Source organism: Sphaerospermopsis sp. LEGE 00249, assembly GCF_014299995.1.
In the GTDB taxonomy this organism is placed as follows: Bacteria; Cyanobacteriota; Cyanobacteriia; order Cyanobacteriales; family Nostocaceae; genus Sphaerospermopsis; species Sphaerospermopsis kisseleviana.
Genome location: NZ_JACJUZ010000004.1, coordinates 1 through 25,740 on the forward strand (window position 1 = coordinate 1; position 25,740 = coordinate 25,740).

Annotated in this window: 27 protein-coding genes; 16 read left to right on the plus strand and 11 right to left on the minus strand. The window is 37.7% G+C overall.

Going from position 1 to position 25,740, the window contains the following annotated elements; genetic code table 11:
• Positions 1 to 472 precede the first annotated feature (472 nt).
• A complete protein-coding gene (locus H5968_RS02400) occupies positions 473 to 625 on the plus strand; it encodes a hypothetical protein (RefSeq protein ID WP_187038738.1) in 153 nt (50 codons plus the stop codon).
• 218 nt (positions 626 to 843) lie between these two features.
• Complete coding sequence (locus tag H5968_RS02405) at positions 844 to 1,155, plus strand: DUF6679 family protein (protein ID WP_096571619.1); 312 nt, start codon at positions 844 to 846, stop codon at positions 1,153 to 1,155.
• 134 nt (positions 1,156 to 1,289) lie between these two features.
• Here the strand turns inward: H5968_RS02405 and H5968_RS02410 are convergent, their stop codons facing one another.
• Together H5968_RS02410 and H5968_RS02415 are read right to left on the minus strand one after the other, a co-directional pair.
• The gene (locus H5968_RS02410) at positions 1,290 to 2,981 is read right to left on the minus strand and encodes an MBL fold metallo-hydrolase (RefSeq protein ID WP_187038662.1); all 1,692 of its coding nucleotides are present in this window, start codon (positions 2,979 to 2,981) and stop codon (positions 1,290 to 1,292) included.
• Positions 2,982 to 3,341: 360 nt separating this feature from the next.
• On the minus strand, positions 3,342 to 3,908 hold the full coding sequence (locus H5968_RS02415) for a GerMN domain-containing protein (RefSeq protein WP_187038663.1): 567 nt from the start codon (positions 3,906 to 3,908) through the stop codon (positions 3,342 to 3,344).
• Between the two features lie 107 nt (positions 3,909 to 4,015).
• On the opposite strand from H5968_RS02415, the gene rsmA reads away from it, so the two are divergent.
• The 3 genes from rsmA (at position 4,016) to H5968_RS02430 (ending at position 6,467) form a co-directional block, all read left to right on the plus strand.
• Positions 4,016 to 4,834 carry a 16S rRNA (adenine(1518)-N(6)/adenine(1519)-N(6))-dimethyltransferase RsmA gene (gene rsmA, locus H5968_RS02420; RefSeq protein WP_187038664.1) on the plus strand — a complete coding sequence of 273 codons (819 nt, stop codon included), beginning with the start codon at positions 4,016 to 4,018 and terminating at the stop codon, positions 4,832 to 4,834.
• A gap of 187 nt (positions 4,835 to 5,021) precedes the next feature.
• On the plus strand, positions 5,022 to 5,969 hold the full coding sequence (ispE, locus tag H5968_RS02425; RefSeq protein ID WP_187038665.1) for a 4-(cytidine 5'-diphospho)-2-C-methyl-D-erythritol kinase: 948 nt from the start codon (positions 5,022 to 5,024) through the stop codon (positions 5,967 to 5,969).
• Positions 5,970 to 6,143: 174 nt separating this feature from the next.
• A complete protein-coding gene (locus tag H5968_RS02430) occupies positions 6,144 to 6,467 on the plus strand; it encodes a DUF3082 domain-containing protein (RefSeq protein ID WP_187038733.1) in 324 nt (107 codons plus the stop codon).
• A gap of 155 nt (positions 6,468 to 6,622) precedes the next feature.
• Here H5968_RS02430 and H5968_RS02435 read toward each other — a convergent pair whose 3' ends face one another.
• A complete protein-coding gene (locus H5968_RS02435) occupies positions 6,623 to 7,498 on the minus strand; it encodes a DNA-binding response regulator (protein WP_187038666.1) in 876 nt (291 codons plus the stop codon).
• A 116-nt stretch (positions 7,499 to 7,614) separates the two neighbouring features.
• Entirely contained in the window at positions 7,615 to 9,228 is a 1,614-nt protein-coding gene (locus H5968_RS02440) for an ATP-binding protein (RefSeq protein ID WP_187038667.1), read from the minus strand.
• A 1,184-nt stretch (positions 9,229 to 10,412) separates the two neighbouring features.
• Here H5968_RS02440 and H5968_RS02445 point away from each other — a divergent pair.
• Positions 10,413 to 10,694, plus strand: coding sequence for a HetP family heterocyst commitment protein (locus tag H5968_RS02445; protein WP_187038668.1), 282 nt, complete (start codon positions 10,413 to 10,415; stop codon positions 10,692 to 10,694).
• Between the two features lie 250 nt (positions 10,695 to 10,944).
• Positions 10,945 to 11,820 (plus strand): indole-3-glycerol phosphate synthase TrpC, encoded by an 876-nt coding sequence (gene trpC, locus H5968_RS02450; protein WP_137667839.1) that lies wholly within the window; start codon positions 10,945 to 10,947, stop codon positions 11,818 to 11,820.
• A 102-nt stretch (positions 11,821 to 11,922) separates the two neighbouring features.
• On the opposite strand, the gene H5968_RS02455 is transcribed toward trpC, so the two are convergent.
• Positions 11,923 to 13,383, minus strand: coding sequence for an aminotransferase class I/II-fold pyridoxal phosphate-dependent enzyme (locus tag H5968_RS02455; RefSeq protein WP_187038734.1), 1,461 nt, complete (start codon positions 13,381 to 13,383; stop codon positions 11,923 to 11,925).
• A gap of 253 nt (positions 13,384 to 13,636) precedes the next feature.
• Between H5968_RS02455 and H5968_RS02460 the strand changes: the two genes are divergently transcribed.
• Together H5968_RS02460 and H5968_RS25390 are read left to right on the plus strand one after the other, a co-directional pair.
• Entirely contained in the window at positions 13,637 to 13,876 is a 240-nt protein-coding gene (locus H5968_RS02460; RefSeq protein WP_187038669.1) for a DUF433 domain-containing protein, read from the plus strand.
• Between the two features lie 83 nt (positions 13,877 to 13,959).
• Complete coding sequence (locus H5968_RS25390) at positions 13,960 to 14,097, plus strand: hypothetical protein (protein ID WP_255427025.1); 138 nt, start codon at positions 13,960 to 13,962, stop codon at positions 14,095 to 14,097.
• A 43-nt stretch (positions 14,098 to 14,140) separates the two neighbouring features.
• On the opposite strand, the gene H5968_RS02470 is transcribed toward H5968_RS25390, so the two are convergent.
• The 4 genes from H5968_RS02470 to H5968_RS02485 all read right to left on the minus strand — a co-directional run bounded on the left by H5968_RS02470 (position 14,141) and on the right by H5968_RS02485 (position 16,941).
• Positions 14,141 to 15,055: a methylenetetrahydrofolate reductase gene (locus tag H5968_RS02470; RefSeq protein ID WP_187038670.1), complete on the minus strand. Its 915-nt coding sequence runs from the start codon at positions 15,053 to 15,055 to the stop codon at positions 14,141 to 14,143.
• Positions 15,056 to 15,172: 117 nt separating this feature from the next.
• The gene (gene trpS / locus H5968_RS02475) at positions 15,173 to 16,180 is read right to left on the minus strand and encodes a tryptophan--tRNA ligase (protein ID WP_187038671.1); all 1,008 of its coding nucleotides are present in this window, start codon (positions 16,178 to 16,180) and stop codon (positions 15,173 to 15,175) included.
• Between the two features lie 67 nt (positions 16,181 to 16,247).
• On the minus strand, positions 16,248 to 16,658 hold the full coding sequence (locus tag H5968_RS02480) for a type II toxin-antitoxin system HigA family antitoxin (RefSeq protein WP_187038672.1): 411 nt from the start codon (positions 16,656 to 16,658) through the stop codon (positions 16,248 to 16,250).
• Entirely contained in the window at positions 16,642 to 16,941 is a 300-nt protein-coding gene (locus tag H5968_RS02485; RefSeq protein ID WP_187038673.1) for a type II toxin-antitoxin system HigB family toxin, read from the minus strand. The genes H5968_RS02480 and H5968_RS02485 overlap by 17 nt, the downstream gene beginning before the upstream one ends.
• Positions 16,942 to 17,123: 182 nt before the next feature.
• Here H5968_RS02485 and H5968_RS02490 point away from each other — a divergent pair, with 182 nt between their 5' ends.
• The 3 genes from H5968_RS02490 (at position 17,124) to H5968_RS25395 (ending at position 19,409) form a co-directional block, all read left to right on the plus strand.
• The gene (locus H5968_RS02490; protein WP_187038674.1) at positions 17,124 to 18,704 is read left to right on the plus strand and encodes a B12-binding domain-containing radical SAM protein; all 1,581 of its coding nucleotides are present in this window, start codon (positions 17,124 to 17,126) and stop codon (positions 18,702 to 18,704) included.
• 116 nt (positions 18,705 to 18,820) lie between these two features.
• On the plus strand, positions 18,821 to 19,285 hold the full coding sequence (locus tag H5968_RS02495; RefSeq protein ID WP_096571634.1) for an SRPBCC family protein: 465 nt from the start codon (positions 18,821 to 18,823) through the stop codon (positions 19,283 to 19,285).
• Positions 19,275 to 19,409 (plus strand): hypothetical protein, encoded by a 135-nt coding sequence (locus tag H5968_RS25395; RefSeq protein WP_255427026.1) that lies wholly within the window; start codon positions 19,275 to 19,277, stop codon positions 19,407 to 19,409. Before H5968_RS02495 ends, H5968_RS25395 begins: the two co-directional genes overlap by 11 nt.
• Here the strand turns inward: H5968_RS25395 and H5968_RS02500 are convergent.
• Positions 19,384 to 20,661: a CCA tRNA nucleotidyltransferase gene (locus tag H5968_RS02500; protein WP_187038675.1), complete on the minus strand. Its 1,278-nt coding sequence runs from the start codon at positions 20,659 to 20,661 to the stop codon at positions 19,384 to 19,386. The genes H5968_RS25395 and H5968_RS02500 overlap by 26 nt on opposite strands.
• A 379-nt stretch (positions 20,662 to 21,040) precedes the next feature.
• On the opposite strand from H5968_RS02500, the gene H5968_RS02505 reads away from it, so the two are divergent.
• The 3 genes from H5968_RS02505 to H5968_RS02515 all read left to right on the plus strand — a co-directional run bounded on the left by H5968_RS02505 (position 21,041) and on the right by H5968_RS02515 (position 22,874).
• Positions 21,041 to 21,289: a Ycf34 family protein gene (locus H5968_RS02505; protein WP_187038676.1), complete on the plus strand. Its 249-nt coding sequence runs from the start codon at positions 21,041 to 21,043 to the stop codon at positions 21,287 to 21,289.
• A gap of 200 nt (positions 21,290 to 21,489) precedes the next feature.
• Positions 21,490 to 22,149 (plus strand): tRNA (adenosine(37)-N6)-threonylcarbamoyltransferase complex dimerization subunit type 1 TsaB, encoded by a 660-nt coding sequence (gene tsaB, locus H5968_RS02510; protein WP_187038677.1) that lies wholly within the window; start codon positions 21,490 to 21,492, stop codon positions 22,147 to 22,149.
• A gap of 41 nt (positions 22,150 to 22,190) precedes the next feature.
• A complete protein-coding gene (locus H5968_RS02515; RefSeq protein ID WP_187038678.1) occupies positions 22,191 to 22,874 on the plus strand; it encodes a Uma2 family endonuclease in 684 nt (227 codons plus the stop codon).
• A 140-nt stretch (positions 22,875 to 23,014) separates the two neighbouring features.
• Here H5968_RS02515 and H5968_RS02520 read toward each other — a convergent pair whose 3' ends face one another.
• The gene (locus H5968_RS02520; RefSeq protein WP_096571639.1) at positions 23,015 to 24,283 is read right to left on the minus strand and encodes an aspartate aminotransferase family protein; all 1,269 of its coding nucleotides are present in this window, start codon (positions 24,281 to 24,283) and stop codon (positions 23,015 to 23,017) included.
• A gap of 350 nt (positions 24,284 to 24,633) precedes the next feature.
• On the opposite strand from H5968_RS02520, the gene H5968_RS02525 reads away from it, so the two are divergent.
• Positions 24,634 to 25,698, plus strand: a complete 1,065-nt coding sequence (locus H5968_RS02525) for a TrkA family potassium uptake protein (protein WP_370569741.1) — start codon at positions 24,634 to 24,636, stop codon at positions 25,696 to 25,698.
• Positions 25,699 to 25,740 lie beyond the last annotated feature (42 nt).

Here is a 25,740-nt window from a genome sequence, read left to right on the forward strand (position 1 = left end):
TAGTGCAAGGGTTTTGAAGGGTATACCGGAAAAAGTGTGCATTTTTGGGGATTTCAAGAGATGGCAAAGAAATTTTCAAATCTCCTCCTGACTCCTGACTCCTGACTCCTGACTCCTATGCCCTCACGGAAAGACTTTCTCAGCAACCCCTAATTATATTTTTATTGGCGCATTTACCTAAATTAAAATTTGTAAAAACTCAATGAATTAATAACGAGTAATAAATTTTGCTAATTTATGAATAACACCAAGAAAAAATTGCCAGCAAAAAAATTCCTAATCCTGAAATATCGCCATATTTGCGCCACTGACAGGCAAAATGCCCGTATTACACCTCATGCTACAGAGCAAAACTGAAAACTCTTGGGTGATTGTTGTTTAAAACCATGAAGTTAAGCCTGAGAATGAGTTAAGATCAAATACATTAAGGGTTAAAAGTACAGCCGAGTCCCCAGACTTCCTAGAAATGCCAATGACTACAAGTAGGCAACTAAAACAACCGCAATTAACGCTGGTTTTGCAGTACAGTTTATTACAGGATGGTAATCAGGAAACACCACCAAGTATTCACCAGGTGAGGAAAAATCCAGAAATGTTTAACTTCTATGAAGTAGACATGATCTAGCATTGCCCTAAAAAAGATTAAGCTCAACTGAAGCAGTAACCATTGGTTTATAACCCAAAACTTCCTTATATTGACTACCACCACCGAGTCCTTGTGAGATTGGGTTGTTGCAATAGTTCACCAAGCTTGAAATTGAACTCTTTAGGGTATCTCTTACCGGGTTAAGACCCAAATTTTCACAAGTTTAACTACGTTGTTTAAAAAGGCAGAAGTAGTACATGCTACACCGCAAGATTTATCAACTGTGTTGCGACGGGCGGGAGGTATGTGTTTTTTTGCGGGATCAGCAACGCTGGATAGAGCGGGCCCGCATTATAGATATAGAGGGTGATCTAGTGACTCTACGCTATGAAACAGACGAAGAAGACGAAGTTTGTTCTTGGGAAGAGATGGTTCGCCTAGAAAGCATTGGCTCGGTAACGCAAAAATTAGCTTCCGTACCACGGGGTAATGTAGAACCTCTCATGACTGAAGACTGTCCTGAGTCGGAACGTATCCGTAACCGTTTTACTGACTTGAATCCCGACTAATAACTCTTTGTCTACCCAAAAATTACCATTTAGGGACTAGGGAAAGAAAATTTTAGATTTTAGATTTTAGATTTTGGATTGCAAGTAATTCAAACACAATCCAAAATCCAAAATCCAGCCATCCTGACTCCTATTCAGGATTCTAGATCAGATAAACGTTCAAAGGCAGGACAATAACCTTCCAGGGTAACTTTAAAGTTATACAATGGGGCTGCAGGATTCCAACACCGTTGCCCCCTCTGGTATTTGCACGTACCACAACACTCTAAATCTGACCAGGTATAGGGGTGCTTACTACGGGCTGCATCTAAGCTATTTTGATTCAGCAGTTCTCGTTGAGACAAACCTCTTAATACCAGTTCTTCCCCTTGCCAACGGGCTTCTATTAAACCAGTATCCGCAAATTGCTGCCAACGCGAATCCTCTGTAATTGCTTCTGGTAGGGTGATTGTAATCACTGTTTCTAATTCCGTTAACTCCCCTTCATAATTAGTTTCTGGGGCGGAAGGCTGTAAAAATGTTTCACCAATGGGCAATTCTACCACAATTCCCGCTGCTGGGGAATGAAGATGATAACGATTTTGTAACTCGTCTAAACTGGTTAGGTCAGCTAAATAAGCAGGAGAACCGTGGATAAAAACCACGTGCTGGGGTCGTAAATTATGAATTAATTGGGTTGTTCCTGGTCCATCACTGTGTTGAGCTAAAAGATAGCTTTCTATGGTGGTTGCTGCGGGATATTCTGAATTAACTTTGATATCTATTTTTTCTGGTAGGAGAATGAGCCAAGGTCCTGTGTTGAGTTGACAATATTTACTTAAATCCGCTGTGGAGTCAGTGAGGACAATACAGGGTGAACTGCCTAAAGTAGTCAAATCTTCCACTTTTAAACGCCGCACACGGGGACGTACTCTTTCATCCCAAAATAAAGGCTGATGACGGGCAAAATTTTGGACTGAGGCGGGAAGATGGGGTAAAAGTTCTAAATAAGCATCACAACCAGCAGCTACATTACCATCAACCCAAATATCTAAATCTCGTCCAGTAAAATGGTGATGAGAGCGTAACAACATCAACAATTCTTGACCTAAGCCTAAAGCCGGTGTGGGTAAAATAATAGAACAGTGATCAGCTATGGCGCGGTTAATTCTTTCCGCTAGTTGATTTTCTTGGTTGCGACGGTGGGGATGACGAGATGTTCCATAACTGCCTTCAATTAAGAGAACATCTAAATGTAAACCTCTTAACTCTTCTAAGCGCAACCCATCTACTAGGCGAGAATTGGAGAGGAAAAAATCTCCTGTGTAAAGTAATTTATAGTCACGGCGCGGGGTATGGTAGGTGAGGAGAATAACCACAGCACCGGGAAGATGACCTGCGGGAAATAATTCGACTACTAGATTTTCTTGTATTTCTATAGGCGATCGCAAAGGTAACGCCTGACAAAAGGAAGGAATTTCTTCCGGTGCTTGTTCCGGCCAATTTAACGGTAATAACTTGCTAGTCACCTCACTAGCATAAATAGGCATAAGAGGAAAAGCTTGATTAAGTGCCAGCAAACCTCTAGCATGATCTGGGTGAGCATGACTAACCAACACTAAATCTGCTGGCAATGATGAACTACCCTTCTGTGCAGATTTAGTTATGTCCCTAGTCAGATATGAAATATCCCCCAAACCGCAATCTAATAAAATGCGGTGGGGACCCATGCGTACTAATAGACAAACACCTTCATCTTCATGCTGAACACTATAGGGCAGACATTCTAATTCATTAGCTGCATCCCCAGGATCAGGACGAGACGATACTGATAGATCATCCCTCATACGCTCTAACTCTGGTTAATGTGCAAATTAATGTGCAGAACCGTTGCCATGATAGTTATCGGAATCATAAAAGCCATTTTTTGTACCGAAAAATAAGCACGCAAAGGTAAAGATAACAGTGAATCCTACTAAAATCAGCTTAACATCCATCGGTTTACCCTCGTTGATTCAACTCATTTTTATAGTAATAGTGTGATTATCTATTTGGGCAGAATCGCTAGAAAATCTTTACTTTAATTGGTAATTGGTAATTGGTAATTGGTAATTGGTAATTGGTAATTGCTGGTTAGGAAAACTCTTACCCAGTCACCAGTCACCAGTCACCAGTCCCCAGTCACCAGTCACCAGTCACCAGTCACCTTAAAATACAACTTCCTGACCTCGTTCTGTAAAGCGGACATCTTTGATGTTCCATTGGGGGTTACTGGTGAGGGTTTTACGGAGACTACCAAACAATGCAAACTGCTCACAACTAGAAAGAGAAACTATTTGCCGCTTTGAATCAGGAGCAATTCGTATATCAATTGTTGCAACTCCATTATCAACGTTAACACGATATCCGACTAGGCTAAAATCGGCTGTATCTCGCTCTTCTAAGATTTTACCTACAGCTTCGTTGACTGGTTCATCTGCTGACACTGAAGTTTGTTTGGAAATATAATCTTGACATTGAGCATCACTTGTGTATAGGGTGACTTGAGTAGTTTTACCAGAAACAGCTTGAGAAGTTGCATCGGGAGAGGGTTGATTGGAAAATGGTTGAGATGTTGGAGAATTTTGGGGAGTTGGGGAAACTGTGTTGTTTGGTGTTGGTGTTGAAGTTGTATTATCAGAAATATCGCTAGAAGTACAACTGCTAATACTGGCGCAAACTGCTAATAAAATTACGGGTAAAATAGGTTTTATCTTAGTGTTATAAATGTTCATATTCAGAGATTGTGCAAGTTCTCAGATAGATACATTAACTCTAAAACCAAATCTGGGGCTATTAGCAGAAATTTTTATTTTTATTAATTATGGAGAAATCAATATAAATGGTGCAACCGCGCAAACAATTTGCTCAACATTGGTTAAAAAGTGAAAAAGCCCTTAACGCTATTGTTAAAGCAGCTAATTGTCAAGAAGATGATAGGATTTTGGAAATTGGTCCGGGTACAGGAATTTTAACTAAGCGTTTATTACCTTTAGTTCATTCTTTGGTTGCTGTTGAGATTGACAGAGATTTGTGTAAATTACTGGTAAAACAACTAGGTGAAAGAGAAAATTTTTTACTGCTGCAAGGTGATTTTCTCACTCTTGATGTAGCTTCTCAATTAACAGCTTTTCCTAAGTTTCAACAGCAAAATAAAGTTGTTGCTAATATTCCCTATAATATTACAGGTCCAATTATTGAAAAGTTACTGGGTACTATTGCTAACCCCAATCCTCAACCCTATGATTCTATTGTGTTACTAATTCAGAAAGAAGTAGCAGAAAGATTATATGCTAAACCAGGATCAAGAACTTTTGGAGCGTTGTCGGTGCGGGTACAGTATTTGGCAGATTGTGAGTTAATTTGTACAGTTCCCGCTGGTGCATTTTACCCACCACCAAAAGTTGATTCTGCTGTGGTGCGCTTAGTCCCCCGACAGAGAGAAATTACCGCTAATGACCCCAAAAAGCTAGAAAATCTGGTTAAATTAGGGTTTGGGGCGAAGCGAAAAATGTTAAGAAATAACTTGCAATCGGTAATTGAGCGCGATCGCTTGACGCAATTACTGGAACAATTAAATATTAATCCCCAATCTCGCGCCGAAGACCTCAGTGTTACACAATGGGTATCACTGGTAAATATGGTGACTAGGGACTGGTGACTGGTGACTGGGGACTGGGGAAAAAAATTTTAGATTTTAGATTTTAGATTTTAGATTGGAGTTAACAAAAACAATCCAAAATCCAAAATCCAAAATCCAAAATAAATAACTCCTGACTCCTGACTCCTGACTCCTGACTCCTGACTCCTGACTCCTGACTCCTGACTCCTGACTCCTGATAACTTATATGCGTTCTTATAGCTTAATTGCACCTGCGAAAATAAACTTGTATTTAGAAATCATCGGCAACCGCCCTGATGAATATCATGAGTTAGCAATGATACTGCAAAGCATAGACCTTGCAGATCAAATAGATTTACACGCTGCCAGCACAGAAGCGATTCGCGTTTATTGTCATCATCCCCAAGTACCTACAGATAACAGTAATTTAGCATACAGAGCCGCTGCACTAATGGCCAAGCAATTTCCTGATGCTTTTAGTAATTTTGGTGGGATTGATATTACTGTGAAAAAAAACATTCCTGTTGCTGCGGGTTTAGCTGGAGGTTCGACAAATGCAGCAGCGGTATTAGTGGGTATAGATTTGATGTGGAATTTGGGATTAACTCAATCAGAATTAGAAGAATTAGGCGCACAACTCGGTTCAGATGTGCCATTTTGTATTGCGGGAGGAACAGTAATAGCTACAGGTAGAGGTGAAAAACTTTCTCCTTTACCTAGTTTAGATCACATATATATAGTATTAGCTAAATATCGCAGTTTGGAAGTTTCTACAGCTTGGGCTTATAAAACCTATCGGCAAGTATTTGGTAGTACCTATATGACAAATACTGAAGATTTAGCGGCTCGTGCTAGTGCAGTGCATTCGGCAGAAATTGTCAAAGCTATCGTCAATAAAGATGCAGTAGAAATCGCCAAGAAAATGCACAATGATTTAGAAAAAGTGGTATTACCTTCTTATTCTCAAGTATTACAATTGCGGGAATTATTTGCTAGTCAAGAAGGGGTTTTAGGCACAATGATGTCAGGTTCTGGACCTTCTGTATTTGCTATTGTGGAATCAAAAGCACAAGCAGAAATAGTTAAGCAGAAAATTAGAGAAGCAATTCCTGATGAGGATTTAGAATTGTTTGTAACTCAGACAATTAGCAATGGGATTCAGATATTAAAGTGATAGGAGTCAGGAGGCAGGAGGTAGGAGTCAGGAGTCGTAGGGGCGAAGCATTCGGGCGAAAAATTATCAATTTTATGAAAAGGCTATTTTCCGAATGCTTCGCCCGTACAGGAGTCAGAAGGTAGGGGAAGCTAATAACCCAATTACCAATTACCAATTACCAATTACCAAATGATGAACAAACCCAAAGTTAAAGAAAAAGAAAAAGAGACTCCCGAACAAGTTCCACCAACGCCATTAAGGTGTATAACTGGGGCGGTAATGTCAGGAGGATTTGCATTTGCAATGTATTCTTTAATGATTGCGATCGCTACCACTTTTGCTAATAAACCTATTCATTCTGATAACCAAATAGTCCTCAATATCGCCTCCGCTGTTCGTACCTTAGTGGTGGGTGTGGTGGCTTTGGGAACGGGAATATTTGGTATAGTAGCCTTGGGTTTGTTAGCGTTGGCAATACAATTATTAATCCAACAGTTTACAACCTCTAAAAATTGATAATTGATAATTGATAATTGACAATTGTTTTATTCAGGTTTGAAAACTGATCTTTTCCCAGGACAAGAAAGAAAAAAATTTCTATCTTCTAATCCTCTCACTTCCAGGTTTGGTAATTGTCCATTGTCAATTGTCAATTGTCCATTATTCTGATATTAACAAGAAACAAGGTTTGTTAATTGAGAACGAGATTTGATAAATTGCAATTTGGCAGATGCGGAAACCTGAAGTAATTGATTTTGTTTTCTCCAAAGAGTCGGCGACAATTTGTGATGGTGACTAAACTGGCGAGAAAAATGACAAGAATTTTGATAGCCTATTTTGGTAGCAATTTCTTCAATTGTCAGATTCGTACTTTTTAGTAAGGAACACGCTTCGGCCATACGACGTTTAACTATCCAAGTATTAACACTTTTTCCCGTTTGTTTGGATACTTGGTTAGTTAAATAAGCTGGAGAATAACCAACAGCTTCGGCGACATCAGATAAAGTAATACCTTGGTGATAATGAGCCTCAATATAGTCAAAAACTTTTTGCAGGTGGGAGATATTAGGGAAGATTAACTCTGAATTTCCTAATGTAGCTGGAAGTTCTGAAACTTTTGGCGAAACTTGATGAGAGTTCTGACTATACCAGGATCTGAGCAAAGATTGTTTTTCTAATCGAATAGAAATTGCTTTTAGCAACTCATCGACAGTAGCAGGTTTACTTAAATAATCATCTGCTCCCAACTCCATTCCTGTTCTCATAGAAGCCTTAGAATTACTTGCTGTGAGAAAAATAAAAGGAATAATTGCTGTGAGAGGATTTTGACGTAGCTTAGTTAAAACACTGTAACCATCCATAACTGGCATGAGCAGATCACAAATTACCAAATCAGGTAAATTTTCTTCTGCTTGCCGAATACCAACTTGACCATTTTCTGCTCCTATCGTAACAAAACCTTCAGCTTCAAGACTGTCTAAGAAGAGATGGCGGGTAATAGCATCATCTTCAATTACAAGAATTGTTTTCGACGATTCGCGTATCATTGTGAAACCAATAAAAGTTCTAACAGGGAATGATTAATAGCAATTGATAATTGATAATTGATACTTGATAATTGATACTTGATAATTCATCCTGCAAAAGACTCTTTCCCTTTTTTCTATGAACTGGGAAATATAGGAACTAATGGTAGAACTAAAGTAAATGTAGTACCGACACCCACTTTACTAACCATTGTGATTTGACCTCCATATAAATCAACTAGATTTTTGACAATTGATAAGCCTAGTCCTGTTCCCGAAGTATTATCAACATTGCTACCTCGATAAAACGGTTCAAAAAGTCTTTCTTGGTCTATTTCGGGAATACCAATACCTTTATCTTTAACCTGAAACTGTATTTTTTCCTGGTGACAGGAAACAATTAAGTCCACCACACTATTAGGGTGAGAATATTTAATTGCATTGTCTAGCAAGTTATTCAAAATTGGTTTCAGTATTTTTTGGTCAATCCATACGTCTAAACAGTTGCCTTGACTCTGAAAATCAATATATTTATTACTATTAATGATTACCATTTTTGTAATTAAATCTTGACAAAAATTCACAATATTAACCTTTTGCTGCTCAACTATAATTTGCGCTGATTCTGCTTTAGATAATAATAAAATATCATCTAATACCTGATTGATTTGTTCAGATGCTGTTTGAATGTGTTCAATAAATATTAATTTCTTGTCTGTTTCCCATTTATCTATATGTCGCTTGAGTAAGCTATTGGAAAATGAAATAACATTTAGTGGTGTCCGAAATTCATGGCAGAGTATACCCACAAGATTAGCTCGAATTTTACTGATTTCTTGTGCTTGTTCTAAAGCCTGATGCAATTCCAATTGTGCAGATTTATAATCTGTGATATCAGTAGCTGTAATGACTTCAACTTCTTGACCATCAAAATCTATCCCTCCATCAAAGCGAGTCATGGCAACATCTAACCATCGTTCTTTACCATCTTTGGTAATAATATTTATCTCCTGATATTCAAATTCCCAGTTAGTTGTTTCTGGAGGTTTAGATGTTCGACTTTTGATAAGTTGGTTAAACTCAAAGTCTGCTAATAGTTCCTTTTTTGTATAACCCGTGAGTAATTCCGCAGCAGAATTGACATAGTAAATTTTTGTACCTTGAATTAGGAAAATACCAGCCTTTGTTGCTTCTAGTAAGGTACAAAATCTAGACTCTCTGAGTTGCAGTAAGTTATCAATATGTTGATGTTGAATTTTATCACCTTCCTGTTTATTACTTTCCTGTTGTAATTTCTTTTTACTTTCTCTACCTTCATTAATCCATTTTTGGACACTTAATTCTACTAAGTTATTATTTTCCCGAATAAACCCGCAGCAAAACTCGTTACCTTGATACTTTATACAAGTAAGATTTAGTTCAGCTAAAAATATTCGTCCTTCCTTTGAGCGATAGCGACATTTAAAGGAGAGGTGATCTAAATTTTTCATATTTTGCCATTGTTCTGACCAGTTATGTAATAAAAAATCTATATTCAAATCACTCAGATTCATGGATAGTAATTCTTCCCGGGAGTATCCTGTGAGCGTGCAGGTGGCATTGTTGACATAAATAAACTGCGCGTTTTCTCCTAAACAAAAAGCAGCATCTATAGTTTGATTAATGAGAAAATCTACAATTTTAAACTTCAAGCTTGGCTGTAAACTCCATTTTGAGTTGACTTTTGCTAACCCGGAATCCCCAGAATACATATCAAGATTTACTCCTAAGTCTTAGTTCATAAGTAGGTGAGCGTTAAAAATTTTCGTTATGACAGGCAAGAGGCAAAAGGAAACAGGATTTTGGTTAATTTACTTTGATGATGCTATGAATTTGTCAGTCCGATTGAATTTAGGTTTAATCTTAACAATAAAGAAATCATTATTTCAATTTTGTTGCATATATAAGTGTTTGTTATTCCTAAATTAAGTATTTTTTGGTAAAAATAAAATACCATACTTTCAATTGTGAACTTTAAAAGAATCCCAGGTAAGATTTTTAGTGAACTCCCCCACAAAATTTGTTAAAAATTTGTAAAAATTTGAGAGTCTACTGGTAAGGCTACATTCTTGGAACTATAAAAAACTTTTATATCAAATGTAATAGATATGTAGTTTACCTAGATTATCGAAAAATCGGCTGGAAAACCGGACTTCGTGCAAAGTTTTTGCAGCCGCTTATAAATCCCCATGACAGAAACAGCCTCTTCTGTCTGCGTTAAGTTTCAGAAATTTGCTCAATTGGGAACATTATCTAAGAATGTAATAAATTTACCATGGAAAGGATCTAACTATATCTCAATACGCCCAGTCATCCTCCCTATGGAAGAGATTTCTGTAAAAAAACCTGTAAGCAACGAAACCTCTTACCAAAGATATATAAATTGTAAAGCAAGAATGTGTTGAGGTACACAAAATATAAAATACTGATTCCATCTTGATACTACCCACGGCTAAAAGCCGGGGGATTCTTGAATAGTCCACAAACGAACCGTCAAAAATTATCCTTAGAAATACAAGCTATCAGAGTGAAGGATCATCAAAAAAAATGCAAGAGCGAAAAAATAGACAAATCGATCAAAAAATAGTTCATTTATCCGGTGTGAAACTTTGAGTAGGCTTAATGAAAGAGGTAACTTCTGCAAGAGGTTGAATCTGTATTGGTGGTTTTAGCTATATATCTCTTAACCAAACAGCTGCTCTAGCTGGTTCAGTCTACCCCCAACCCCAATCAAAACAGAGAAAACCCTTGATATATGTTTATAAATTTTTCATCAGCAGGTGTTTGTCTCAGCATGATCTACTACTACTACTTCCACTGTGCTGAGATTTTTGAAATATGAGGAAAAGCTGCCAAGCTATTGATTGAATTTCATTCACAAATAGGAGTGCATACCATGAGTCAAAACGTTGCTGATTATAATAGACAAATTAATAGGAAAATTAATACTGAACAAGTAGAACAAATAGTTAAGGCAATTATAGCTGGCAAGTATTCCTGGGCTTGTGTTTTGCTATTGCGTTTTTCTGGACACAACCCTATTGACCATATACCCTACCGTACTTATATCAGATTGCTCAAAAATAATTGCCTACTTGGTGGCTCTAGACAAGAGCAAACTGCTACTAAAAAAGAGGTAGAAATGTTTAACCTCAAATCCAGTTGGATTCATTTATAATCAAGCCAGAAAATGAAGCTGGGTGTGGGTTTACTAGAAGTATTTTCAGGCATTATATATGTTTGGTAAACCCACAAATTTACACATTAATTGGCACATTAAATTGATAAGCATTTTGAATCTCATATCCAAGAAAATTAGATTAAAAAATGTTTTGTTATCCCAGCCATATTGTTCATAACTTACTGTAAGAAAAACGAAGGTGGGAATTTCTTAACTGTTAACTAATAATTATTAATTCATTCTCATCATGATTTACCCAATTTCCATGTCTAATAGTTCTCTGCAACCCATACTCAGAGAGATTGTATGGCAGAAAAAGCTAGAAGTTGCACAAATGCAACAAGAAATGTCTCTCGCGTCTTTGCAACGTCAATTAACTGCGGCTCCCACTGTCAGAGATTTTTTTACTGCTTTACAACAAAGTATTTATAAACCTAGTTTGATCGCAGAGGTTAAAAAAACATTCCCTAATCAAGATGTCACTACACAAGATTTTGATCCTTTGTCTATAGCTAAATCCTATGAACGCGGTGGAGCAACTTGTATATCTGTTGTGACTGATCAAAAGTTTTTTCATGGTGGTTTTGATCATCTGCGGATTATTCGACATCGCATAACATTACCTTTGTTATGCAAAGATTTTATTCTTGATCCTTGTCAAATTTATTTAGCACGTGCAGCAGGTGCGGATGCAATTTTATTAATTGCTGCTATTCTTACTGATCAGCAGATTAATAACTTTTTGCGGGTGATTCACTATTTGGGAATGAATGCTGTAGTTGAAGTTCACAATTTGAGTGAATTAGATCGGGTGATCAAGTTAGAAGATGTCCGTATTATCAGCATTAACAACCGCAGTTTAGAAGATTTTAGTGTTAATCTTGGCACTACTCAGCAATTAATGGCAGCTAGGAGAACACATTTACAAAACTTAGGTATTTTGGTTGTCAGTGAATCGGGAATTGAAACACCTGCTGATTTATCCCTAATGTCAGATGCAGGTGTGAATGCAGTTTTGATGGGAGATTCTTTACTCAAACAAGAAGATTTAGAAACTGCTGTCAGTAGTTTATTTAAATCCAAAATTCCAATCTATAAAGACTTAGTGAAAAAAGGAGTTTAATAGGTGACAGGTGACAGTGAAGAAAGCAGGGGAAGCAGGGGAAGCAGGGGAGAATATTAACTTTTACCTCCTGCCTTCTGCCTCCTGCCTTCGTTAAAACATCTATACTTTCACTACTTTTAAAGTTTGCAAAGTTGAATCAACACAACCGCTAATAAATCCCCCTAAAGACTGAATTTTTTGGAGATATTCTATAGCTGGTTTTGTGATTAGTTCCCCAGGCATTAATACAGGTATTCCTGGGGGATAGGGACATATATTTTCTGCACAAATTCTATTTACTGTTTTCTCTAAAGGTAGGATTTCACTATCAGCAAAAAAAGCTTCACGGGGCGAAATGCACATAATATGATCTATTATGGCACCGTTTCTATATTTACATATTTTGTACTGACTTGTCAATTGTGGTATCTGAGTTAATTTTTTTAACCCTGTTACTAATTCACCAATATCTGATTTATTGTTACCTAAGCTAATAATAAAAGTGAGATTTCGTAAGGATGAAAATTCAGATGTTACACCCATTTCATTAAGCATATCTTCAGCATCAAAACCCGTTAAACCTAAGTTGGCAATATTCACAGTCAACCGGGTTTTATCCAAATCAAAAAAGCCATTTTTATTAATTTGGGGGATCTCTAAAACTGATAAACTGGGAATTTGACTAATTTCAATTCTTGCAATTTCCGCTAACTGCAAAGTTTGAGACATCAAAATTTCCCCATTAACTGCCATTTGGTGACGTGCAGCATCAAGAGAAGCTAAAAGAATAAAACTCGGACTTGTAGATTGAACTAATTGTAATGCTTTATTTAATCTATTAATATTAATTCTATTTCCTTGACAATGTAACATTGATGCTTGAGTCATTGCACCTAATGTTTTATGAATAGATTGTATGGTTAAATCTGCACCTGCGGTTAAAGCTGAGATAGGTAAATGGGGATGAAAATGAAAATGTGCGCCATGTGCTTCATCAACAATTAAAGGAATATTATATTGATGGGTAATTTGGGCAATACTTTTTAAATCTCCACACACACCGTAATAAGTTGGGTAAACCATTAGCACAGCTTTAGCATCAGGATGTTTGGCTAAAGTTGCTGTTAAATTTTCTGGTGTAATGCTGTGTGTAATATCTAAATTTTCATCATATTCAGGATTGATAAAAATAGGAATTGCACCAGAAAGAATTGAACCAGCAATTACAGAAGAATGCACATTTCTGGGCATAATTATCTTATCATTCATCCTGCAAGTAGCGATAATTGCGGCTTCAATTCCGCTGGTAGAACCATTAACTAAAAACCAAGTTTTTTCCGCACCAAAAGCCTCTGCGGCTAATTCTTGTGCGGCTAAAATTGCGCTTTCAGGAGTGAATAAGTTATCTAATTCTGCCAGTTCCGTTAAATCAGCGCGAAAGACATCTTTACCGATTAAATCGGTTAAAATTGGGGAAATTCCTGCACCGCGTTTGTGTCCAGGGGTGTAAAATGGTGCATGGGGACGAGAGATGGAAGTTTTGAGAGCATCAATGAGGGGGGTTTGATTTTGGTTGAGCATTTTTGGGCAAAATGAAGCGTTTAGAGCTTCAGGTAAAAGGGTAACTTGTAAGGTAACTTGGATAACGATCGCATCTAACTCAATAAATATGATCACTTTAAATATGATCACTTTTTCAATTAACTAAGCTTCCCCACCCCTGCTAAATCCAAAATCGGCGCGATCGCCTTCTTCGGGGGCAACGATCGCACTTAACCTGATAAATGCGATTGCGTTAAAATTCAATTACACCCTGATATTTCTGATTTTAAATATGATAAATTCTTTCCAGCGATCATTACTGTCTGTGGTTCATAGTGATCCCGACATTTTAGGAGGAATCCCTGTTTTTGTGGGAACTCGTGTGCCAATGAGAACCCTACTTGATTATCTTGAAGCTGGTGATTCATTAGAGGTATTTCTAGATCATTTCCCTAGTGTTAGTCGGGAACAGGCGATCGCAACCCTTGAATTAGCAAAGGAAATGCTGACAGCTTATGCGAATCCTGCTTGATGAATGTGTACTAAGACCTCTAAAGCGTGAATTTTCTGATTACAAAATACAGACAGTTGATGAGTCAGGAAGGATTCACAATTTTGCTTACTACTGATCAAAATTTGCGTTATCAACAAAATTTACAGCAAGCTGGTGTGGCAGTCCTCGTTCTCATAGCACTGAGTAACAAGCTCGGTGACTTACTTCCTCTGATACCAGAGACTCGTAAGGTGTTTTGATCAGCGATCGCACCTAATTTAATAAATGCAATCGCTATTTATTCTAACTAACTTTCTCCACCCCCGCTAAATCCAAAATTGGCGCGATCGCCTCTTCTTTTTTCACTGCCATAATATGCACTCCCTGACACAAACGCCGTGCCATCTGCACTTGTTCGGCTGCAATTTTCATCCCTTCCTGTAATGGATGTTTGGCTTTTGCTAACCTCTCAATAATATGGGCAGGAATATTCACACCAGGGACCATCCTATTAATAAACTGGGCATTTTTCGCAGATTTTAAAAGAAAAATTCCTGCTAAAATTGGTTTATTGTAACGAGATGCAATTTGATCCATGAATTTTTCTAATTTTTCAAAATCAGTAATTAATTGACTTTGAAAAAATTGCGCCCCCGCTTCTATTTTCTTTTCAAACCGACTTTGTAAACCTGACCAACTTTTAGACTGTGGATCAACTGCTGCACCTGCAAACAAATCTAATGCGCCATCATTTAGGGTTTTATGATTAAAATCAACCCCCTGATTCATGTTTCTAATTAACTGCAATAATCTGATAGATTCTAAATCAAAAACAGCTTTAGCATCGGGATGATCACCTGCTTTTACAGGGTCGCCGGTTAAGGCTAAAATATTCCGAATACCCAAAGCATGAGCGCCCATTAAATCTGCTTGTAATCCGATTCTATTGCGATCGCGGCAAGCAAATTGACAAATTGGCTCAATTCCATGTTGCAATAAAATTACTGAAGCTGCTAAAGGTGACATTCCTAACACAGCGCGGCTACCATCGGTAATATTGACAGCATGAACTCTCCCCTTAAGAGTCGCCGCCATTTCAATGGTATGGGTAATATCTCCCCCTTTGGGAGGTGCGACTTCCGCAGTCACTAAAAATTCTCCTGCTTGTACTGCTTTGCGGAACTTGTTTAATGTACTGGTGCTATGACTATCCTGCATAATGCAAATTTAATTTTGAGTTTTCAGGTTTTCTTCAAGAGTAAAACAAATTACCTTTCTAGCTTAAACAGATCCCCGACTTCTTGGAGAAATCGGGGACTTTATATCCTCTCAAAATTACAACCGCGCTGTATATCCTAACGCAGCTTTCACATCTGCTAAAGTTTGATTAGCTATAGCTTCCGCTTTTTCTCTACCATCCTTTAACACTGATTCTAAATAACCTTTTTCTGCCATTACCTCTTTATATTTGTCCTGAATTGGTTTTAAAGCATTTATCGCTGTTTCTGTCAGTAAAGGTTTAAACTGTCCCCAACCCATATCCGCACATTCAGCCGCTACTGCTTCCTTAGTCTTCCCAGACAGCAGCATATACAAAGTTAACAGGTTATTACATTCCGGTCTTTCTGGATCATCAAAGGTTAAACCGCGTACTGGATCAGTTTTACAACGTTTGATTTTATTTGTAATTTGATCTGGTGGATCTAAAACATTGATTCTGCTTAACTCCGAAGGATCAGATTTTGACATTTTCTTTGTCCCATCGGTTAAACTCATTACCCTTGCGCCTTCTTTTCTAATCAAAGGATCTGGTAATTTTAATACAGGTTTATCCTTAGCAAATTGATGATTAAACCTGTTAACAATATCCCGCGCTAGTTCTAAATGTTGCTTTTGATCCTCACCCACAGGAACTTTATCCGCTTGATAAAGTAAAATATCCGCAGCCATTAAAACGGGATAAGTCAACAAACCCGCACCAACGTTTTCACCTTGTTTAAGTGCCTTTTCCTTAAATTGAATCATATCTTGCAACCAATTTAAGGGAGTGATGCAGTTTAACAACCAACAAAGCTCACTGTGGGCAGAAACGTGAGATTGGACAAAAATGTTAGAATGTTGTAAATCAATGCCACAAGCTAAATATAAAGCAGCGATGGTGTAAGTATCAGCCGCTAAGGTGGCGGGGTTATGTGGTACTGTGATGGCGTGTAAATCTACCACACAAAAGAAATTTTCATACTGGTCTTGAATTTCTACCCAGTTACGAATAGCACCCAGGTAATTACCCAAGTGTAAGTTACCAGTTGGTTGAACTCCCGACAAAACGCGCTGCTTACCCATAATTATTTCTTAGTTATCTCCTCTTCCCCGCTTTGTTAGGTGGCGGTTACATGATTTATTTTAGTAGTCATTGGGGATTAGTTAATAAAAGTTCCACATCTACATCAAAAAAATCAGCTAAAGCCTGAGCTTGATTTTTATTGATTGGTAATTGATTATCAATAATTTCATACACTATATTAGGTGATCCAACCACTGCAAATAAATCTTCTTGGGTCACATTTTGCGCTTCCATTAAGTGCAGTAACATAGAATGTGGTGTTCCTTGAGGTATGGGATAATTTTCTTCTTCAAATTTGGAAATTAATGTTACCAATAATTCCAATAGTGCTTTTTCCTCTGGAGTGAGATGGGAACGGTGTTCTAAATCCTCTACAATAGCGATCGCTTTCTCATTTTCTTCTTCAGTTGTGATCACCTTTGGTTGATATTGAGCAAGTAAAGCTGCGTAGGACTCTGGGTTAAAAGTAAGGATCATTTTTCCATTTTCCTTGATCGTATTCAGCATGAGTTAAAATATACTTTATATAAATTCTTTGACTAGCATAGACAATATCAACTATTAAACGATAGTTATTTCCTTTAATGTTAAAAACCGTGAATTTTCCTACTGATTCAGCACTTTTATAAAATGATTGGACTTCAATTAAGTTTTGCCATTGAGCTTTACTTGCTACTCTATACCAGTCATAAATTGCATCGCAGGAATCAGCATGGTTTAAACAGAAATATCGCAAAATTTTCCGACTAATAACATTCACTCCTGTTTAAATCCCCATTTTTTTTCGATAGCTGAGATAATTATAATACCTTGTCCATATTTTGTCTATATATAAATTAAAAAATCTGTACCTCCAGATGGATAAAAGCTAACTCATCCAGCTTTTATAGTTCAAGACTAAATGGGTATTTAGACATAAAGCAAATCTGGGGGATATGCTTGATGAAAGCTTTATTAATATGGCCGATCATGCCTAATTCTTTTTGGTCTTATCAGGAAACTCTTGATTTGGCTAATTTACGTGCTACAAATCCCCCCTTGGGTTTAATCACTGTAGCAGCAATGCTACCAAATGACTGGGAAATGAGATTAGTAGATCGCAATGTTCGTTTAGAAACTGATGCAGATTGGCAATGGTGTGATATTGTCATTATCTCAGCAATGATTATTCAAAAACAAGATTTTGGTGAATTAATTAAAAAAGCTAAAACATTAGGTAAAAAAGTTGCTGTCGGTGGACCATTTGCCACATCTGTACCAGAATTTGCCCTAGAAGCGGGAGCAGATTATTTAATTTTAGATGAGGGGGAAATTACTATTCCCATGTTTTTAGCAGCTTTAGCAAAGGGAGAAGAAAAGGGTATTTTCCACGCTACAGAAAAACCAGATGTTACCCAAACTCCTATACCAAGATTTGATTTATTAGATTTAGATGCTTATATAGCAATGACGGTACAGTTTTCTCGCGGTTGTCCCTTTCAATGTGAATTTTGTGATATTATCACCCTTTTTGGACGTAAACCCCGCACGAAAACACCAGAACAAATTTTGGCTGAATTAGAAGTATTATATCAGATGGGTTGGTGGCGTTATGTGTTTATTGTTGATGATAACTTTATCGGTAATAAACGTAATGCCAAAGTATTTTTAAGGGCATTAATTCCCTGGATGGAAGAACGTAATTATCCCTTTGCTTTATTAACAGAAGCTTCTTTGAATTTAGCCGAAGATGATGAGTTATTAGAATTGATGGTTAAAGCTGGTTTTGTCCAGGTATTTATGGGGATAGAAACCCCTGATGTAGAAAGTTTAGCGGGAGTAAATAAAGAGCAAAATACTCGGACTTCATTAGTTGAATCCTGTCACAAAATTACCAAGGCCGGATTACAAATTATGTCTGGTTTTATTTTAGGATTTGATGGTGAAAAAACGGGTGCTGGTAAACGGATTCAAGAGTTTGTGGAAGAAACGAGTATTCCCCAAGCCCATCTCAGTTTATTGCAAGCATTACCAAATACAGCAATGTGGACTCGTCTGCAAAAAGAAGGACGTTTAATGGATGGTTTAGGTAAATATTTTACTTCTCAGAAAGCTTTGATGAATTTTGTTCCTACCCGTCCGATGTCGGAAATTGTTACCGAGTTTATTGATACTTTTTGGAATCTTTATGAACCATTACCATATCTAAAACGGACTTTTCGCCATTTTATGATGATGGAAGGTTGGCGGGCTAAATATCAACGTACTTTAACAAAAGCAGAGTGGGATTTTTTAAAGGCTATTTGTTGGAGACAGGGAATATTACGTTCTACAAGATTTCATTTTTGGTGGCAATTAATAGTCATGGCATGGCGTAAACCAAATTTATTATATGATTATTTAATTGTTTTAGGTGTGGGTGAACATTTCTTTAAGTTCCGTTATGAAGTAAAAGCTGAACTAGCAGCAGAATTAGTATTATTACAGCAGCAAGAATTGGAGAATAAAGAAACCGCAAGTTTACAATTAGAAGCTGTGAGTTAAGAAACTGTAAATTAATTTTAACAAAGCCGAGTATTTGAGCCTGAGATATTTCACAAATAAGATAGAATTGCTATAGTAGCTTATGATAAACATAGCAATAGCCTTATTAATAAAAAATGTCCCAGGTTTTAGAACAATCAATTAAAATTAATGCTCCTGCTACGTTGGTAGAACAATGTTTAACTGATTTAACTTTAATGCACCGTTGGCTTAACCCTGTTCTCCGTTGCGAACCTGTGGGAGAAGTGTGGAGTACAGAACTAGGTAGTCGTAGTCGGTTTATGATTCAAATTCCGGTGATTAAACCTACTTTAAATACTGTGGTGATTGAAAGACAACCGGGTTTGATAGTTTGGGGGTTTAAAGGGTTTTTTCAAGGGTGCGATCGCTGGGAATGTCAACCATTTCCTAAAGGTACACTTTTAATTAACCGCTTTGAGTTTAAAATTCCTAACCCTGTTGTTAGTTGGGGTTTTAATACTTTTGCCGCATCTTGGACAAAAGCAGATATGGAAGCACAACTCAAGAGATTTAAACGAGTTGCAGAAGAATTAGCACGCTCTCCTAAGTATGCTAAATAGGAGGCAGGAGGCAGAAGGCAGAAGGCAGAAGGCAGGAGGCAGGAGGGAAATATTTTTACCCAGTCACCAGTCACCAGTCCCCAGTCCCCAGTCACCAGTCACCAGTCACCAGTCACCTGTTTAGCAAATTCTAACGCTTCCTGGGCTGTATTAATTTTACCCTCAGCTTGAGCGATCGCAATTTCACTCAAGATTTTACCCACAAGTGGCGACGCAGGAATATTTAGTGCTAAGATTACCTCTTTACCACTCACTAACGGTGAGGGGTGAGCTACCAAATCATCAGGGTTCAAGTAACGGTTGATTAAAGGTACATAAACGCACAGCGGATTATCGCCAGACATCGCCCCTACTACAAGATCATCTGCTAAGGCTAAGACAGTTGTAGCACTAAAAACAACTCCCACGTCCTGAAACAAAAAATACTGTTCTCGTAAGGACATATAACTAGCTTTTTTGAATTGCGGGAACAGTCGCAGGGACGTAGTTACACCCCGAATTTCCGCACGGCTATAGGTTAATTCCTGTAATTCGATTTCTGCTATTTCTGGGTTAGGGTGAAGTAAACACGCGAGTTTAGCAATAGCTAACCAAGTGGTTTTGATAGTATCACGGACAGGTTTTTGTAGTTCTTCCCCTAACTGTGGATATGTTTCTCTGATCAAGTTGTATACCTGATCAACTGCGGCTAATTTCTCCAAGCTTTCACGGTTAGCATTTGTAAAAAAACTAGCTAATAAATTATCTTCCCAAGCACTTTTTAACCAAGGCGTACCTTGATAACTATCTAAAAGATAACTAATTTCTACCCTTACTCTTTCGGATGCAACTTTATTAATATCTGCGGCTAAGGTGCGAATAGTGGTTTGGGTAGTTGGTTCTATTGTAAATCCCAGTTGTGCAGCTTGACGATAGGCACGCATTAAGCGCAAAGGATCATCTTGCAGATTTTGGGGTGATATCATCCGTAATAGACAGGCTTCTATGTCTGCACAACCTTGAAGGGGGTCAATAATTTCCTGGGTGTGGGGATTATAGGCGATCGCATTGATGGTAAAATCCCTTCTTTGTAAATCAGTTAATAAACTATCCCCTTCCTGTTGGGCAAAATCAGCAGTAGCATGAGGAAAAACCACACGGGCAATATTTCTTTCAGCATCCAGTAACACAAAACCAGCACGATAATGTTTGGCGATCGCCCTTGCAACTTTCACCGCATCATCTGGGATCATAAAATCTAAATCTAAATATTCTCGACTTCTACCCAAAATCGCATCCCGCACCGCACCACCCACCATGTAAGCTGGTTGTGGCAACCATTCCAAGCTAAAAGGCCAATTTTGGGCATCTAGAATATCAACAATTGAATTATTCATCTACTGATTTACCAAAAATTCTGACTCCTGACTCCTGACTCCTGACTCCTGACTCCTCAATTCTCACTATTGTAATAAAAATCAACCCACTAACTAATGCTGAATATTTTGTCCTAAGCTACATTAACTATATAGGGTTTGCTGAAAAAGTCTCTTCGTTAAGGCAGGGAATAGGGAATAGGGAATAGGCAAGAGTTTGGGTGATCTGTTAGTAACCAATTCTTTGAAATTTCACCCGGAAAATGCACGCTTTTAGGAGTATACTCCTGAAAAATCCTGCACTGATTTCCTAATTTTTCACCTGAAACCATTGATTTATCAAGGTTTTGAGTTTATTCAGCAAGCCCTATATATAAAGGTTCTAGGAGTTGGTTCTATTATGTGTATTTGCGTGAACTGCCACTATGTAGACCGTTGTGTAACCTACAACGCAGTAGAAACACAACACCAACAACCCCACTTAACAGAAAATCCCGATTTTGACCCCAATGAACCCTCGATTAATGTTAATATTCGCACAAAAGATGACATTATTGAAATGGAATGGGATGTTGTTGGTTGTCTCAGCTTTAAGAAAGAAATAGGTAAATGGTCTAAATTACGTCCTGGTGAATTAGTACCCACTTGAATTTTAGATTTTGGATTTTGGATTTTAGATTTTGTTTGATTTCAATTTGTAGAGATGTTTTCTAAAATGTCTCTACTTTATATTTGTGTAATTTATTGATGATTTATGGAGTAACAAACCACAGAGGACACAGAGAAATAATGTTTTTATTTGATATTATATTATAATTTACTTTGTTTATTTATTTTCAATCAACTACCTTGAACAATAATCTAGAAACTCTACCGGAAAAAAAATACGCTTTAGCACTGCACAGTACTACACCGGAATTAGGTTTAGTAATTAGCAATTTTGCAGAGGATACCCGCGCCCATGTTTGGAATTTAGGACGTGAGGTATCTAGTCATATTCATCAATATTTAATTGATTTAATTAAACCTCAAACATGGCAAGATTTACAATTTATTGCTGTGGCTAAGGGTCCCGGAGGTTTTACAGGTACTCGCATCGGTGTGGTTACTGCTCGTACTTTGGGACAACAGTTAGAAATTCCGGTTTTTGCAGTTTCTACTTTAGCTGCATTTGCTTGGTATGAAAAAAGTAAAAATCCAGAAATTCAACCAATTTTAGCTATAGAAATGCCCGCCCAAAGAGGTCAAGTTTTTGGTGCAATTTATCAAATTAATGCTGATAATTCTGGTATTATTGCTTTATTAGCAGATACTGTTTTTACACCAGAAAAATGGCAGGAAACTTTAAATAATTGGCAAACAGAATATCAATTAATTCAAGCTACATCTGGTTTAGCAGCAACTGTCACCAGTATTTTAGAATTAGCTTATTTAGATTGGCAACAAGGTAAACGTCCTCATTGGTCTGAAGCTTTGCCCTATTATGGTCAACATCCTGTAGATGTTTAATAATAGAATTAATTAATGGTTGAATTAGTGGGTTAAACATTATGACGCTGACTCAAGATACTATCAAACCTGTGCAATTAATTCCACCTTTGGAAAATGGTGATAGACTTACTCGTTCTGAGTTTGAACGTCGTTATCATACCATGCCAGATGTGAAAAAAGTAGATTTAATTGAAGGAATTGTTTATATGGCATCACCTGTAAGAATTAGAAGTCATGGAAAACCTCATGCTTATATCATAACTTGGTTAGGTTTCTATGAGTCAGCTACACCAGGTGTAGAACTCGGTGATAATACCACTGTGCGTCTAGATGCAGATAACGAACCTCAACCAGACGCACTATTAAGAATTGAAAATGGGGGACAGTCGCGGATAAGTGAAGATGATTATGTGGAAGGTGCGCCAGAATTGATTGTAGAAATTGCGGCTAGTAGTGCGGCTATTGATGCCCATGATAAACTTAAAGTATATCGGCGAAATCAGGTACCAGAATATTTAATTTGGCGAGTTTATGACGGTGAGTTTGATTGGTTTATTTTAAAAGATGGAGAATATCAACGGTTAGAAGCTAATGCTGATGGGGTTTTTTGTTCTCAAGTGTTTCCTGGTTTATGGTTAGATAAATCTGCTTTGTTAGCTGGGAATTTAGCGAAAGTATTAGAAATTTTACAGCAAGGTTTAGCAAGTGTAGAACATCAAATTTTTGTGGAACACTTAGGATAATTATCAATTGATAATTGACAATTGATAATTGTTTGATTTTTCACACTTAACGAAAAGTCTTGAAAATGATGTAGAAAAATTCGTAATTGATAATCCTAAATTTACGAATTACGAATTACGAATTACGAATTACTAATTATCTAGGCTGTAACTTTAGCTAATGCCTTTTCTACTGTGTGTAATGCTTGATTGATGTCTGTATCTGTGACAATTAAAGGAGGTACAAACCGCACGACTTTAGGACCTGCTGGTACTAATAATAAACCTTCATCCATCGCCGCTTTCACAACATCAGCCGCAGTTAAAGAACTATCTTCTTTTATTTCCATCCCATTGATTAAACCCCAACCCCGCACTTCGGAAATATGATGAGGATATTTACGGGCAATCATTTTTAACCCTTCCCGTAAATGTGCGCCTTGTTCTTGGACGTTCTCTAAAATATTCTCTTTTTCCAAAGCTTGGCACACACTTAAAGCTACACCACAAGCAAAAGGATTTCCACCAAATGTACTAGCGTGTTCTCCTGGTTCAAAAATATCACAGAATTTCTTACTCATCATTGCACCGATGGGGATACCACCACCTAGTCCTTTGGCACTGGTGAAAATATCTGGTTCTACTCCCAGATGTTCATAACCCCATAATTTACCACTGCGTCCCATCCCTACTTGCACTTCATCGAAAATCAATAAAATGCCGGTTTCATCACAAATTTCCCGTAATCTTTGGAAATACTTCTTATCTCCAGGACGAACTCCGCCTTCTCCCTGTAAGGGTTCAATTAAAATTGCACCGACGCGATAATTTCCTTCATCCAACTCAGTAACAGCCGCTTCCACCTCTTTAATATCGTTATATTTGACATAGTGGAAACCAGGGACTAAAGGATCAAAGTTTTTTTGATACTTTGGTTGTCCGGTAGCGGTGACAGTGGCTAATGTCCGTCCGTGAAAACTGGCATGGGCGGTTAAAATAATGGGGTGGGCAATTTCTAAAACGGTGTGAGCGTATTTTCTCGCTAGTTTAATTGCTGCTTCGTTGGCTTCAGCGCCAGAGTTGCAGAAAAACACCCGATCTGCACAGGAATGATCTACAATCCATTTGGCTAATTCCCCTTGTTCGGGAATATAGTATAAATTAGAGACATGATGCAGTTTTTGAATTTGGCGTGTGACTGCCTCTACCATGACAGGGTGGGCGTGTCCCAAAGTACAAGTAGCTATTCCGGCCACAAAATCGAGATATTCCCTGCCTTGGGTATCCCAAACGCGACAGCCAGCACCTCGTTCTAAAGCTATGGGAAAGCGTCCGTAGGTAGACATCACCACTTGATTAAAACTGTCTGCACTAAAGGCAGTCATATTTGAGGGATGTATCGGCTGTTCAACTAAACTTTGGATACTCACTACCGCACCTCCTGAAATTTTTAATTCTATAATCTATTTAGCAGGTTTTTCTAAATAATTCAAAATTTACTATAGTATGAGGAAGAAGTTTTTTTAACTTTTAATTTTTAAGTTTTAATTTTTCAGTCAGCATTTAACTTTTTGCTGATAGCTTAAGGTTGATTGGTTACGATAATTAACCAATTTATCAAACCTTCTGACTCCTGTAAGGGCGTTCGCGAAGCGTGCTGGAAGCATCAGTATTCGGGCGAACAATGAGCAATTTTATGAAAAGGCTGTTTTCCGAATGCTTCGCCCCTACTTCGCCCCTATAACTTCTGACTCCTGAATTTTTACAATTGTCATTACCTGTGTATTCTACCCTTGAGCAAAAATATAAACGTATTCAACAAGAGTTAATGGCTGGGGCTGTAGCCCTAGTCTTTGTGTTCCTTAGTGGCACTTTATGGTATTGGTTGGTGGAGGGCTGGTCATGGGAAGATGCGGTTTACATGACAGTCATTACTTTAGCTACTGTAGGATATAGCGAAACTAACCCGCTAGAGAGTCGGGGACGTTTGTTTACAATTGTCCTGATTTTAATGGGTGTAATCAATCTCGGTTACATTGTCAATAGATTTACTCAAGCAGTAATTGAAGGTTATTTTCAAGAGGGTATTCGACTCAGACAACAAAGGCGTTTAATGGAATCATTAACTGGACATTATATTATCTGTGGTTTTAGTCGGACTGGACGACAAATCGCTAAGGAATTTCAGGCTGAAGGTGTGTCTTTTGCAGTGATTGATTCTGATTTTGAATCTGTGCAACAAGCTCAGTCAGAAGGTTATATTGTCTATCAGGGTGATGCTACCCTGGATGATACTTTGTTGAAGGTTGGTATTGAACGGGCAATTTGTATTGTGGCAGCGTTGCCTTCTGATGCGGAAAATTTATATACTGTTTTATCAGCAAAAACTCTCAATCCTCATATTCGGGCGATCGCACGGGCAAGTACAGAAGAAGCTGTACAAAAATTACAAAGAGGTGGGGCAGATGCGGTGATTTCCCCTTATATTACTGGAGGTAAACGCATGGCTGCGGCTGCACTCAGACCACAGATTTTAGACTTTGTAGATGGGATGCTTTCTGGTGCAGATCGTCAATTATATATGGAAGAATTTTTATTAGATGCGGCGTTCTGTCCTTTTGTGGGGCAAACTTTACAAAAAGCGAAATTGCGATCGCAAACTGGCGCATTAGTTTTAGCTATTCGTCGCAGTGATGGTAATCTCATTGGTGGACCAACGGGAGACACTGTTTTAATGTCAGGAGATACGCTAATTTGTATGGGTACGGCTGAACAACTGCGAAGTTTAAATCAAATTCTTGGTCCTATTAATTCTCAGCAACTAAGAAGACCAAAACAAATTTAAGATTTGGGTTAAGATTTGGGTTAAGATTTGGGTTAAGATTGG

What these genes read in the sequence shown, in the direction of transcription:
- H5968_RS02455 (WP_187038734.1), bottom strand. Translation starts at nt 13,383, where the DNA reads ATGCTCAACCAAAATCAAACCCCCCTCATTGATGCTCTCAAAACTTCC.
- H5968_RS02400 (WP_187038738.1), top strand. Translation starts at nt 473, where the DNA reads ATGACTACAAGTAGGCAACTAAAACAACCGCAATTAACGCTGGTTTTG.
- H5968_RS02430 (WP_187038733.1), top strand. Translation starts at nt 6,144, where the DNA reads ATGAACAAACCCAAAGTTAAAGAAAAAGAAAAAGAGACTCCCGAACAA.
- rsmA (WP_187038664.1), top strand. Translation starts at nt 4,016, where the DNA reads ATGGTGCAACCGCGCAAACAATTTGCTCAACATTGGTTAAAAAGTGAA.
- H5968_RS02445 (WP_187038668.1), top strand. Translation starts at nt 10,413, where the DNA reads ATGAGTCAAAACGTTGCTGATTATAATAGACAAATTAATAGGAAAATT.
- H5968_RS02495 (WP_096571634.1), top strand. Translation starts at nt 18,821, where the DNA reads ATGTCCCAGGTTTTAGAACAATCAATTAAAATTAATGCTCCTGCTACG.
- ispE (WP_187038665.1), top strand. Translation starts at nt 5,022, where the DNA reads ATGCGTTCTTATAGCTTAATTGCACCTGCGAAAATAAACTTGTATTTA.
- trpC (WP_137667839.1), top strand. Translation starts at nt 10,945, where the DNA reads ATGATTTACCCAATTTCCATGTCTAATAGTTCTCTGCAACCCATACTC.
- H5968_RS02470 (WP_187038670.1), bottom strand. Translation starts at nt 15,055, where the DNA reads ATGCAGGATAGTCATAGCACCAGTACATTAAACAAGTTCCGCAAAGCA.
- H5968_RS02410 (WP_187038662.1), bottom strand. Translation starts at nt 2,981, where the DNA reads ATGAGGGATGATCTATCAGTATCGTCTCGTCCTGATCCTGGGGATGCA.
- H5968_RS02440 (WP_187038667.1), bottom strand. Translation starts at nt 9,228, where the DNA reads ATGTATTCTGGGGATTCCGGGTTAGCAAAAGTCAACTCAAAATGGAGT.
- H5968_RS02405 (WP_096571619.1), top strand. Translation starts at nt 844, where the DNA reads ATGCTACACCGCAAGATTTATCAACTGTGTTGCGACGGGCGGGAGGTA.
- H5968_RS02500 (WP_187038675.1), bottom strand. Translation starts at nt 20,661, where the DNA reads ATGAATAATTCAATTGTTGATATTCTAGATGCCCAAAATTGGCCTTTT.
- trpS (WP_187038671.1), bottom strand. Translation starts at nt 16,180, where the DNA reads ATGGGTAAGCAGCGCGTTTTGTCGGGAGTTCAACCAACTGGTAACTTA.
- H5968_RS02480 (WP_187038672.1), bottom strand. Translation starts at nt 16,658, where the DNA reads ATGATCCTTACTTTTAACCCAGAGTCCTACGCAGCTTTACTTGCTCAA.
- H5968_RS02515 (WP_187038678.1), top strand. Translation starts at nt 22,191, where the DNA reads ATGACGCTGACTCAAGATACTATCAAACCTGTGCAATTAATTCCACCT.
- H5968_RS02435 (WP_187038666.1), bottom strand. Translation starts at nt 7,498, where the DNA reads ATGATACGCGAATCGTCGAAAACAATTCTTGTAATTGAAGATGATGCT.
- H5968_RS02490 (WP_187038674.1), top strand. Translation starts at nt 17,124, where the DNA reads ATGAAAGCTTTATTAATATGGCCGATCATGCCTAATTCTTTTTGGTCT.
- H5968_RS02415 (WP_187038663.1), bottom strand. Translation starts at nt 3,908, where the DNA reads ATGAACATTTATAACACTAAGATAAAACCTATTTTACCCGTAATTTTA.
- H5968_RS25395 (WP_255427026.1), top strand. Translation starts at nt 19,275, where the DNA reads ATGCTAAATAGGAGGCAGGAGGCAGAAGGCAGAAGGCAGAAGGCAGGA.
- H5968_RS02460 (WP_187038669.1), top strand. Translation starts at nt 13,637, where the DNA reads ATGATAAATTCTTTCCAGCGATCATTACTGTCTGTGGTTCATAGTGAT.
- H5968_RS02505 (WP_187038676.1), top strand. Translation starts at nt 21,041, where the DNA reads ATGTGTATTTGCGTGAACTGCCACTATGTAGACCGTTGTGTAACCTAC.